Here is a 12,356-nt window from a genome sequence, read left to right on the forward strand (position 1 = left end):
TCCCTCTTTATTTTTCAATCTTTAACGTTTGTAAATATGCATTTAATGCATTAATTTGATCATCCGTTAAGTTGCCATATTTACCAGTCATTTTATTACCTGGTTTCATATTTTCAGGATCTTTGAGCCATTTTTTTAAGTTCTCTTCATTATTTTCGGCAATACCAGCAACCATATCGCGATCTGCGAAGTTTGCTAAGTTCGGTGCGATACGAGCAGAAGGTGGTCTACTATCATTTGATCCAACTGCATGACAACCAATACAGCTTTTATTAAATATTTCTTGACCCTCTTGCGCCTTTGTGGAAGCTACTTCTTTTTTTCCATCAATCTTCTTCATGTCAGCAAGCCACTTTTTGTACTCGCTTTCATCCAGAGCTTTCACTTTGAACTGCATTAAAGAATGTGATGGGCCACAAAATTCTGTACAAAAACCATTATAAGTGCCCGATTTATCTGCCTTTAACCACATTTTGTTTACATTATCTGTATTTGTATCCATTTTCCCAGCTAAAGATGGAACCCAAAACGAATGTTTAATATCGGCACCCTTCAAATTCAAATACACTTTCTTACCTGTGGGGATAACTAAATCTTGAGAAGTTACTATTTTTTCTGATTTATAAGAAAATTCCCACCAATAAAGATTCGCTGTTACATCAACAACGATAGTATCTTTATCAATATTCTTTTTCTCCATCGCACTTACATCAGCAAGCTTGAATGTATATGTAACAGTCGGAACAGCCAAGATTAACAAAAGAATAATCGGAATGACTGTCCATATAATTTCTAGTTTGTGATTTCCTTCAACTTGCTCTGGAATATAATCTTCCTCACCCTTTTTTTGTCGGAAACGCACAATTACATATAAGAAAATAATAGTAACTACAAGTACTACTCCTACCATGATTGCACTCGCTAGTAAGAGCAAATCATATTGCATTTTTGCTACTTCCCCTTGCGGAATTAAAGTAGACTGAAAAGCTTTACCGCATCCCCCTAACAGTAAAGCCAGCAGTGAAACGAACGAAAGCAGTCGCCACTGTTTCTTCATACAAACAACCCCCACTTTCTTTGTGAATTAGATTGTACTTTATAGTTAAGTAAAGTAAATCTCAACGTAAAGAAATCCAATCATGTCGTTGTCTTAGAAGAATGTAACTACAATCATTGACACAAATAAGATTGTTAAGTAATTCAGGGAATAAACAAACATTTTTACGGACCACTTGATGTCATCTTGCTGACGGAAGCCATAAAGCCCTAATGCGATCCATCCGATGTTAAGCAATGTTGCAATTACCATGAATGTTATTCCAAGTCCACTCATATAAAATGGTAGTGGTAATAAACATACTGTCCAAATCATAATCTGACGTTTCGTAATATCAAATCCCTGTACAACAGGAAGCATTGGGATTCCTGCATTTCGATATTCATCAACACGCTTCATCGCTAATGCGAGGAAATGTGGGATTTGCCAAATAAACATAATTAAAAATAACATCCAAGCAATTGGATGATTTAAAGACGGATCAATTGCCGCCCATCCAATTAAAGGTGGAACTGCTCCTGATATACTACCTACAACAGTATTTAACGTATATTTTCTCTTCGTCCATAACGTATATAAAACAACATATGTGAAGGCACCAATAAATGAGATTAACACTGCCATCGGTGTAGTAAGTAATAAAAATGCAAAGCCAAGAAGTAAAATTACAAGTCCAAATGCAAGTGCAAAGCCAGGTTTATATTTACCTGTTACCGTTGGACGGTTTTTTGTTCTTTCCATTAATGGATCGATATCTCGGTCAATGTAGTTATTTAAACAACATACCCCTGCCATAATTAATGCCGAACCAACGATTGTGAAAAATAACTTATCTAGATTGTCCATAACACTCAATCCATTAAAATGTAAAGCCAACCAAAATCCTGTAAATACAGTAAGTGTATTTGAGTTTACAATCCCCATTTTAACGAGCGCTGATAAATCTTGTAACCGAGTTGTTTCCGGTACAATTGAAACAGCTGACTCATCATGCAGCTCACTTGTTGCATGGTTCATCACTTTAACCCCCTCTTAAACCTATCATCTTTCTAAGCATATATTTCATGTGAAATATTTCGCTTCTATATAGCAATATTATTACAGTAGAAATATTGTTAACCCATTCTACTACTAATCTACGCCCATACTCCAATATATTAAATCACATTTCCCGAACATTTTGTGAAGAAAACATGAACTTTTTGTGTCGAACATTAAAAAACTTTATTCTAATTTATCCTTATCATAACATGATGTTATCTTCTATAATAAACTATTTTGTCATATTTAGCATGTATTCTCCCCATTTCTTTTCAAAATAGCCTAAATCCCTCCTAAAATATGTATTTTAAATCCCATTTTTTTCTTTATAATACGTACGTTGTCCTCGCCCTCCATTTCTTTGCTATTTTATTATTTTTTATATATCATAGGACTGTAGCACGTTTTATTCTATACATAATGGAATGAAAATATTTCGCAATAACTTCATAGCAGAAAGATGGTGAAAGAGATTGCAACGCTTTATTAAATGGTTAGCAGTCATTACAAGTCTCGATTTATTAGTAGTTTTACTAGGAGGCGCTTTAGTTACAAAAACGGGTTCAGGCCAAGGATGCGGCAAATCATGGCCTCTTTGTAACGGTGAATTTGTTCCATCTAATTTATCAATGGAAACTATTATTGAGCTAAGTCACCGCTTAACATCTGGATCAGCAGGAATCCTTGTTACTCTTCTTTGTATCTTGTCCTGGAAATATTATAAACATGTGCGCGAAACAAAGACGTTAGCAATTTTATCCTTCGTATTTTTAGTTGCACAAGCATTAATGGGGGCGGCGGCGGTTGTTTGGGGTCAAATGCCTGCTGTATTAGCTATTCATTTCGGTATTTCCTTAATTTCATTTGCTTCTGTCATCTTGTTAACGTGTCTTATTTTTGAAATTGATCAGAAATTTGATGCACGTTCACTTATTATGGACAAAAAAATGAAATTTCATATTTATGGTGTAACAATTTACAGTTATATCGTTGTCTACACAGGAGCTTTAGTACGTCACGAACGAGCTACCTTAGCCTGTCCAGACTTCCCTTTATGCAGTAAAAATAGACCTATGCCAACTCAACTACATGAGTGGGTCCAAATGGGGCATAGAGTTGCAGCGATGTTAATTTTCGCTTGGATACTATATGCGATGATTATCGCTATTCGCCATTACAAGCAGCAGCGTGTAGTATACTGGGGATGGATTATTTCATTTATCCTTGTTACACTTCAAGCTATAGTAGGGATTTTAGTCGTATTTACAAATGCTAGTTTAGCAATGGCACTATTACATTCGCTCTTCATTTCTTGCCTGTTTGCTGTACTATGCTATTTAGTTATGATAGGTACAAGAAGTACAGTCAATGCAAAAGAAACTGAATCAACTTCTAAGCAAACAAAATAAAGTAAAACTTTAATACCTTGCCAATTCGGCAAGGTATTATTTACACACAAAAAAGAGCTGCTTTCGCACAGCTCTTTTTCTTTATTTTAATGATCTAATTCAATGAGTAAATCTCCCGTTTGAATTGCATCCCCATCATTTACATATACTTTTTTCACTTTACCACTAAATGGCGCTTGAACCGTCGTTTCCATTTTCATAGCTTCTGTAATTGCCATGGAATCACCTTTTTTCACTTCATCGCCTTCTTTTACAACTACTTTAATAACAGTTCCCGGCATCGTTGCGCTAATATGATTTGGATTTTCACGATTCCCCTTCACACGCTGTGCAACAGTTGATTTCACGTTTTCATCTTTCACTACGATTTCACGCGGTTGTCCGTTAAACTCCAGGTAAAGCACACGATTTCCATCTGGCTGTGGCTCCCCAATGGAAACTAGTTTAACCATCAATGTTTTACCTTGCTCGATTTCCACATCAATTTCTTCACCAAGTCTCATACCATAGAAGAATGTCGGTGTATCAAGCACAGATACATTTCCATAAATCCCAGCAACTTTTTCGTAGTCCATAAATACTTTTGGATACAATGCATATGCGACTACATCAAAAATTGTTACTTCGCGTCCAAGTTTGTGGAATAACTCTTCTTTTAAAGCATCGAAATCTACTGGTTCTAATAATTCACCCGGTCTTACTGTTAATGGCTCTTTCCCTTTTAAAATAATTTTTTGTAATTCTTTCGGGAAACCACCATATGGTTGTCCTAAATCTCCAGAGAACATTTCAACAACAGATCCTGGGAAGTCCATAGCATGTCCACGTTCTAAAATATCTTGTTCTGTTAGGTGATTTTGAACCATAAATAATGCCATATCACCGACAACTTTAGATGATGGTGTTACTTTTACAATATCGCCAAACATATCATTAACACGGCGATACATCACTTTAACTTCATCAAAGCGATCTCCTAAGCCAACCGCTTTTGCTTGTTGTTGAAGATTACTATACTGTCCACCCGGCATTTCATGCATATATACCTCTGTGTGAGGAGCATTCATACCACTTTCAAATGGAGCATAATATTTTCGTACATCTTCCCAATAATGAGATAGTTTTTCTAATGAGTCTATATTAACATCTGGTTGTCTTTCGTTTCCACCTAACGCATAGTATAGTGTATTCGCACTTGGTTGTGACGTTTGACCAGCCATAGAACTAACCGCTACATCGACAATATCAACACCTGCTTCAATCGCCTTCGTATACGTTAAAATACCATTTCCGCTCGTATCGTGTGTATGCAGGTGAATTGGAATCGACACCGTCTCTTTTAGTGCTGAAACTAAATCATATGCTGCGTTTGGCTTTAGTAAGCCCGCCATATCTTTAATTCCTAAAATGTGAGCTCCTGATGCTTCCAACTCTTTTGCTAAATTTTTATAATAATTTAAATCATATTTACTGCGTAACGGATCATGAATGTCTCCTGTGTAACACATTGTTGCTTCTGCAATCTTACCAGTATCTCGTACAGCATCAATTGCAACTCTCATGCCTTCTACCCAGTTTAAGCTATCAAAAATACGGAACACATCAATTCCGGCTTGCGCGGAACATTCTACAAATTTTTGAATTAAATTATCTGGATAGTTTTTGTATCCAACTGCGTTTGAAGAACGAAGTAACATTTGGAATAAAACGTTTGGCATTTTTTCACGAAGATCTAGTAATCGTTCCCATGGATCTTCTTTCAAGAAACGATATGCAACATCAAACGTTGCACCGCCCCACATTTCTGCTGAGAATAAGTTTGGTAACATTCTCGCTGTCGGCTCTGCAATGTGATGTAAATCTTTTGCACGAACACGAGTTGCAAGTAATGACTGATGTGCATCACGGAATGTTGTATCAGTTAAAAGTACACGCTTTTGATCTTGTACCCACTTTACTAATCCATCCGCTCCACGCTCATCCAAAATTTGTTTCGTTCCATTTTGCATTGGCTCTGAGTGTATCACATTTGGTATACGAGCATCTGGGAAAATTGGTTTCTCTTTTTTCCCTACTCCTGGGAAGCCATTTACTGTTACTGTACCAATATAATTTAACATTTTTGTTCCGCGGTCTTTACGTTTCGGGAACAAGAATAGTTCAGGTGACGCGTCAATAAATGAAGTGTCATATTCTCCTGATAAGAAGTTTTTATGTTTTACTACATTCTCTAGGAATGGAATATTTGTTTTAATACCACGAATACGGAATTCTTTTAAGTTACGTTCCATTTTTGCAGCGGCTTGTTCAAAAGTAAGTGCCCAAGTAGTAACTTTTACAAGTAAAGAATCGTAGTACGGTGTAATAACTGCACCTTGGAAACTATTACCTGTATCAAGACGAACACCAAAACCACCGCCTGATCGGTACGCCATAATCTTTCCTGTATCAGGCATAAAGTTATTAAGTGGGTCTTCTGTCGTTACACGAGATTGGATTGCAAATCCATGCACAACCACTTCCTTAGGAACACCTACCATTTTGCTATGTAATGCATGTCCATCAGCTATTAAAATTTGCGATTGAACGATATCCACTCCTGTAATCATCTCTGTAATCGTATGTTCAACTTGAACACGTGGGTTTACTTCAATGAAGTAAAACTCATCACCTTTTACAAGGAATTCTACCGTTCCAGCATTTAAATAATTTACATTTTTCGTTAACTTTACTGCAGCATCACAAATACGCTGACGCAAATCATCTGAAAGCGACACGCTCGGTGCAATTTCAACTACTTTTTGATGGCGTCGTTGTACAGAGCAATCACGCTCATACAAATGAACAACATTACCTTCTTCATCTGCTAAAATTTGTACTTCTATATGTTTAGGTTTTTCAACGAATTTTTCAACGTACACTTCATCATTACCAAAGGCTGCTTTTGCTTCTGATTTCGCGCGATTATACGATTCTCTTAACTCTTCACTAGCACGTACAATACGCATACCGCGACCGCCGCCACCAAGGGATGCTTTAATAATAATCGGGTAATCATACTTTTCAGCAAATTCTTCAACTTCTTCTATTGAATTTACTGGACCATCACTACCAGGAATAATTGGAATTTGTGCTAGCTGCGCTTGTGTTCTTGCTTTAACTTTATCTCCAAACATGTCTAAATGCTTACTTTTTGGACCGATAAAGATAATCCCTTCTTCTTCACAACGTTTTGCAAATTGAATATTTTCTGACAAGAAACCATATCCAGGGTGGATTGCATCTACATGATTACTTTTCGCAATCTCAATAATGCCTTCAATATCTAGATAAGCATCAATTGGCTTTTTCCCTTCCCCAACTAAATAGGACTCATCGGCTTTATAGCGATGATAAGAACCGCTATCCTCTTTAGAATAGATCGCAACTGTGTTTAATCCAAGTTCTGAACATGCTCGGAACACACGAATTGCTATCTCTCCACGGTTAGCTACCAATACTTTTTGAATACGTTGCAGCTTTGTCATGATTTTCCCCCTCTATTTTCCTACCACTCTAGAGATAAAATACATACACACTCTAAAGAGCGTGAAGTTCTTCACTTTCTACATTATATTATACTTAGAAAGCTTCACTTTATTTTTATCCATCATACCTTATTTTTCAACAAATGATAAGTTTTCTGATCAATTTGTTTCACAAAAATAGTATAGCATACCTCTTCCTTTTCTAACAACAATATTGTATATCACATTCACTTGAATGTAATATACTTTTCGTTTTAAAACAATCAATGTTGTATCACATTTGAAACCTAACAAAATAAAAAACACATTGAACTCTAGAGCTCAATGTGTTTTTTATTTTACAACAACAAGATGCGGTCCACCTTGTTCTATTTCGTTAGTCAATTTGTTTTGTTGTTCCTCTTGTCGTTTTACATAACTAGCAATATTTAACAGTATACCCACTGCAAGCAGATTAGCTAACAAAGAACTCCCACCATAACTAACAAATGGTAATGGTACCCCTGTAAGCGGTATTAACCCAGACATACCACCGACATTAACAAAAGTTTGAACTCCAAACAAACTTGCAATTCCAATTGCTATTAAACTTCCAAACGGATCTCTGCACTTTTGTGCAACCCTAAATGCCCGAATAATAATAAGTAGTAAACAGATTAAAATGACAGCTACGCCTATAAATCCAAGTTCTTCAGATATAATTGCCATAATAAAATCTGTTTGCGGTTCTGGTAAGTATCCATATTTTTGCACACTGTTCCCTAACCCTCGACCATTTAGCCCTCCTGAAGCAATTCCAATAAAAGAATTTATTAATTGGAACCCATCATTTTGAGGATCGTTAAATGGATCAAGAAAAACTGAAAACCGAGCTTTTTGGTACTGACTTAACTTATAGTTCCCAATAAAATATAACGCTGGAATCCATATTATAGACGTTAAGAGGAATCGTTTTATACTTAAATTAACATTAACTCCTGAACAAAAGAACATAATCAGTACAGTTCCACCTATTAGTATATCGGTCCCTAAGTCATTTTGAAGTAAAATTAATCCCATCGCTCCACCGACAACAGCTAGAGGAGGAATTATCCCTTGTACAAAAGCTGTTTGCGTTTCTTGTTTCTTAGCAAAAAAGTTTGCTAGCGTAATAATAACCGTTATTTTCACAAACTCAGCTGGTTGTATACCTAATATCCATCCTTTTGCACCATTTATGACCTGCCCGAAAAGAAAGGCTGCTGCTAATAGACCAATACTCCCTATTCCCATTGCGATCAAAACTATTCGCTTTCTCCACAACTTATAAGGAATGGCAACGATAATCGCTAACATTATCGTTCCAACAGCTAGAGCAAATAATTGTTTTTTAAAAAAGTAATCTGCTGGCCAGTTATGTCTCGACGAAATCGCAACAATGGAACTAGAACTATATACCATTATAACTCCCAACACACATAAGATAACAAGAGGAAGTAATAAGGAATAATCCATCGATTTCCATACTTTTTTCATTTCATTTCCTCTTTCTGTTTCAATTTAATTATTGTTGTATTCCATATGTATATAGGTTCTTCCTTCTTTATTATACAAATAAAAAGCCCAAACTATTTCAGTTTGAGCCCCCTTATTTGAACCCGTTATTGTTGTTTGTTTGTAAATGCTTCATGAAGTGCAGACAACTCACGTTCGAGCTCTCCTAACATTGCTTTCCCTTGTTCTTCTCCAATAAGATCAAGGCGAACCGCAAAATCGACCTCGCGGGATAGTCCAAACATTTGTGTGTCTAAAACTTCTTCATATAATGGACATTGCGGCATTGTAAGATTGTCCATTTGTACCTTAATAAGTCTTAAAATCTTCTCTGCATCCGCTTGTAGAAGGGCTAGTGCCTTTTCCTGATGATTTGATACTGTCTCAGACGCCAAATTGATTCCCTCCGTTTCCGTCCTACTCTCTCATATCTATTAATATTAGCGATAGTTTTAATAAATTGCAATAGAAACATTTTTTGTGACAACAGTGTCTAATACTATTATACTGAAAAGTGGGAGTATAACACAAATGGGGGAACAACAATGAGCGAAATTTTATTTATTAATGGAAAAGTTCGTTTTCCAATCACTATCGATCCAACTGTATGGATTTTCGATGATCGAAAAATAGATTTGACAACCTACTTTGATGAAACTAGAGAAGAATCATCCGAATTAGAAACATACTTAAAACATACTTCAGAGCATTGGGATCGCGAAATCCGTGATGGTGCTGCCTTCCCGCCAATACAACAAAGTGTAAAGAAATATAAAAAAGAACAGCTTATTAACGGGACATTTGGCATACCACTTCATCCATTTCTAAAAAATGCTGAAATTTTAGAAGATGCTACTCATGTCGAAATTGAAACCACAGACAATACAATTACACTTCCGTTAGAAACAGCCCATAAAGCTATTCTCGGTTTTTCAAAAGAAGGTAAACCATTACGAGAAGACGGGCCTGTTCATCTATATTTCCATGATGGATCTAATAGACAAAATCCGATTCGTAACATCCGTAAATTTACAATCATTTAAATTGTATAATTAAAAGGCAAAAAAGGAGTGAGCTTAAGCTCACTCCTTTTTATAATAAATCCGCTGCTAGTTGTGCTAAATTAGAACGCTCTCCTTTAACAAACTTTACATGACCACTAATACGTTGTTCTTTAAACTTCTCTACAACATATGTTAAACCGTTATTATATTCATCTAAATACGGATGATCAATTTGCTGAGGATCCCCCATTAATACAATCTTACTTTTTTCGCCTACCCTTGTTAATATCGTCTTTACTTCATGCTTCGTTAAATTTTGTGCCTCGTCAATTATAATGAACTGGTCTGGAATACTTCTCCCGCGTATATAGGTAAGCGCTTCTACTTCAATAGAACCCATTCCAGCTAAAATAGCATCTAGCTCCCCAGGCTTTTTCGTGTTGAATAAATACTCTAGATTATCAAAAATCGGCTGCATCCACGGTCTTAATTTTTCCTCTTTCTCTCCTGGTAAATAGCCTATATCTTTTCCTACCGGTACAATTGGTCTCGCGACAAGTAGTTTTTTATATAACCCTAAATCTTCCGTTTGCATTAGTCCCGAAGCTAATGCAAGTAACGTTTTTCCTGTACCGGCTTTCCCTGTTAACGTTACAAGTGGAATATCTTCCCGAAGTAGCAATTCTAATCCCATAATTTGCTGCACGTTTCGTGGGCGTATCCCCCACACCTGTTCATTGTGAAAAATAAGTTTTTTTACCTTCTTACCTAAATGATCCACAATCCCAAGTGCAGAACTAGAACCCCCTAGTGCATCTTTCATTACAACAAACTGATTTGGATAAAAAGGATGATTTGCGATTTCAGATAAAGGCAGTTCACCTTTTTCATAAAAATAATCTAACTGTTCTTTTGATATATACCCTTCTAAAAACCCTGAATATATATTTTCCACTTCGATTACTCGGTCACTTAAATAATCTTCGGCCTGCAATCCGATTGCATCAGCTTTTACCCTTACGAGTACATCTTTACTTACTAAAATAACTGATTTCCCGTCCTCTTTTTCTTGTTCTTCTAAAGAGAGGTTTTTCGCTACCGCTAAAATTCGATTATCATTTGTTTTTTCTACAAAAATATCTTGCAGTTGAACAAATGAGCGATGATTTAATTCAATACGAAATGTACCGCCGTTTTCTAACGGAATACTTTCATGCAGCTTTCCTATTTCGCGAAATTTGTCGATTAACTTAGATACATAGCGAGCATTTCGTCCTACTTCATCCATATAACGTTTTTTCGAATCAACCTCTTCTAATACAACTGCTGGAATCACTACTTCATTTGTTGCAAATGAAAAAATAGATAAAGGATCCTGCAAAAGTACATTCGTATCTAACACATAAATTTTATCCAACCTGTTACCCCCTGACTCCACTTTTAAATTTGTAGAACAAGGGTTTCATCCATAAAATATGGACGAACCATTGTTATAATTATATGTACCGTAAAAACGAGGTAGAATCGAAACTCATAGAAATTAAACCTTTTCTTTATTTTTTATTCATTTCTATTCAATATATTACTTTTTATTATAATTTTTCACATTAAATCACAATACTCACTTGTAAAAGTTTATGAACGATGTTCCTATTCATCTTCTTTATAATTCTTTCATTCCTACTAATACTTGGTTATCAAGCTTTTTAGCTGCTCGAAGATCATATGTTTTTTCATATGTTGGTTCAGTAGCAAGTTTCGCACCATAAAACATAACATCACGAACTTCTTGTACATTCACTTCTACTACCGTTAATTTTAGAGGAATCCCTTCCATTCTATCTGTTAAAATTTCACTTTCACCACTTATGGAAAATACGGATTCATTCGCCATTATAGTCAATACAACCCCTGCACTATGCCGTATATTCCCCACAATACGTGAGCGTTGATCTACCGCAAATCGAATACTAGTTTCACTCACTGCATATACCCAAGAAATAGCACTTACGTTAGGAATTTGTTTTTCGAAATCTGTTGTTGCTATCATAACGATACACTCTTTACGCAAAGATTGTACTAAATCACCTGTCAATGTAGGCTCAACTACATTCGCCATATTTCCACCTCCAAATATTATTTATATATCCTTATCATAACCTATTTTTCGAATTGCGAAAATATTATTTTTTCCCGCTATTATTCAAAAACATTATGCTTCCATGATATACTTATACTGATAGAATTCGTATTGAGGTGACGAAATGAGAGTCAGATGTATGATTTGTGATAAAAAAGATATGTTAGATGACGAAAATCCTATGGCAAAAAAACTGCGTAATCGCCCTATTCATACATATATGTGCATGGAATGTACGGAACGCATTGCAGAGCGTACTATGGAACGCCATGCAAGTGGTAATTTCCGATTATATCGTGATAAAAAAGTAGAAGACGATTGGTAAACCGTAAATAAGTCCTTAATCATATAGATAAGGACTTATTTGTATTTTTCTGGTTCACGATTCATCTGATCCAAAAAACAATCAATTGCTTCTACTGGAAATCTTGCACACCTTATTTCTCCATCAATTTCATATGTAATTAAATACATTTCCTCGTTCTTTTCCACTTCTACATTTCGTAATTTATGCTCTTCATATATCATATTTCGAAATAATACATACGTTTCTTGTGCAGCGCTATCATCTGGACGCGCTTCCGCAACAGTTTTAATTGTTAACCAATTATATAGTGCATCTTGTACCGAGCGCATGAAACTCCC

General features: G+C 35.8%; 11 protein-coding genes. 3 read left to right on the forward strand and 8 right to left on the reverse strand.

Features of this window, described 5'->3' with window-relative positions; genetic code table 11:
• Window positions 1-7: 7 nt before the first annotated feature.
• Window positions 8-1,057 carry a cytochrome c oxidase subunit II gene (gene coxB, locus MKY70_RS20320; protein WP_002088304.1) on the reverse strand — a complete coding sequence of 350 codons (1,050 nt, stop codon included), beginning with the start codon at window positions 1,055-1,057 and terminating at the stop codon, window positions 8-10.
• Window positions 1,058-1,150: 93 nt separating this feature from the next.
• Window positions 1,151-2,074: a heme o synthase gene (gene cyoE, locus MKY70_RS20325; RefSeq protein WP_002033731.1), complete on the reverse strand. Its 924-nt coding sequence runs from the start codon at window positions 2,072-2,074 to the stop codon at window positions 1,151-1,153.
• 497 nt (window positions 2,075-2,571) lie between these two features.
• Between cyoE and ctaA the strand changes: the two genes are divergently transcribed.
• Window positions 2,572-3,507, forward strand: a complete 936-nt coding sequence (ctaA, locus tag MKY70_RS20330; protein ID WP_002014781.1) for a heme A synthase — start codon at window positions 2,572-2,574, stop codon at window positions 3,505-3,507.
• Between the two features lie 86 nt (window positions 3,508-3,593).
• Here the strand turns inward: ctaA and pyc are convergent, their stop codons facing one another.
• The 3 genes from pyc to MKY70_RS20345 all read right to left on the reverse strand — a co-directional run bounded on the left by pyc (window position 3,594) and on the right by MKY70_RS20345 (window position 8,962).
• The gene (gene pyc, locus MKY70_RS20335; RefSeq protein ID WP_341025614.1) at window positions 3,594-7,034 is read right to left on the reverse strand and encodes a pyruvate carboxylase; all 3,441 of its coding nucleotides are present in this window, start codon (window positions 7,032-7,034) and stop codon (window positions 3,594-3,596) included.
• A 333-nt stretch (window positions 7,035-7,367) separates the two neighbouring features.
• Complete coding sequence (locus tag MKY70_RS20340) at window positions 7,368-8,549, reverse strand: FtsW/RodA/SpoVE family cell cycle protein (RefSeq protein ID WP_341025615.1); 1,182 nt, start codon at window positions 8,547-8,549, stop codon at window positions 7,368-7,370.
• A gap of 125 nt (window positions 8,550-8,674) precedes the next feature.
• Window positions 8,675-8,962, reverse strand: a complete 288-nt coding sequence (locus tag MKY70_RS20345; protein ID WP_002190534.1) for a YlaN family protein — start codon at window positions 8,960-8,962, stop codon at window positions 8,675-8,677.
• Window positions 8,963-9,112: 150 nt separating this feature from the next.
• On the opposite strand from MKY70_RS20345, the gene MKY70_RS20350 reads away from it, so the two are divergent.
• Window positions 9,113-9,610, forward strand: coding sequence for a hypothetical protein (locus MKY70_RS20350; protein WP_002014789.1), 498 nt, complete (start codon window positions 9,113-9,115; stop codon window positions 9,608-9,610).
• 49 nt (window positions 9,611-9,659) lie between these two features.
• On the opposite strand, the gene MKY70_RS20355 is transcribed toward MKY70_RS20350, so the two are convergent.
• Both MKY70_RS20355 and MKY70_RS20360 read right to left on the reverse strand, forming a co-directional pair.
• Window positions 9,660-10,988, reverse strand: coding sequence for a PhoH family protein (locus MKY70_RS20355; RefSeq protein ID WP_002088317.1), 1,329 nt, complete (start codon window positions 10,986-10,988; stop codon window positions 9,660-9,662).
• A 246-nt stretch (window positions 10,989-11,234) separates the two neighbouring features.
• On the reverse strand, window positions 11,235-11,690 hold the full coding sequence (locus MKY70_RS20360) for a pyridoxamine 5'-phosphate oxidase family protein (RefSeq protein WP_002014791.1): 456 nt from the start codon (window positions 11,688-11,690) through the stop codon (window positions 11,235-11,237).
• A 145-nt stretch (window positions 11,691-11,835) separates the two neighbouring features.
• Between MKY70_RS20360 and MKY70_RS20365 the strand changes: the two genes are divergently transcribed.
• Entirely contained in the window at window positions 11,836-12,036 is a 201-nt protein-coding gene (locus MKY70_RS20365; RefSeq protein WP_002094429.1) for a YlaI family protein, read from the forward strand.
• A 35-nt stretch (window positions 12,037-12,071) separates the two neighbouring features.
• On the opposite strand, the gene MKY70_RS20370 is transcribed toward MKY70_RS20365, so the two are convergent.
• Entirely contained in the window at window positions 12,072-12,347 is a 276-nt protein-coding gene (locus tag MKY70_RS20370; RefSeq protein ID WP_002033723.1) for a hypothetical protein, read from the reverse strand.
• Window positions 12,348-12,356: the final 9 nt, after the last annotated feature.

The sequence above is a fragment of the Bacillus sp. FSL R9-9492 genome, from assembly GCF_038007365.1.
GTDB classification, from domain to species: Bacteria; Bacillota; Bacilli; order Bacillales; family Bacillaceae_G; genus Bacillus_A; species Bacillus_A mycoides.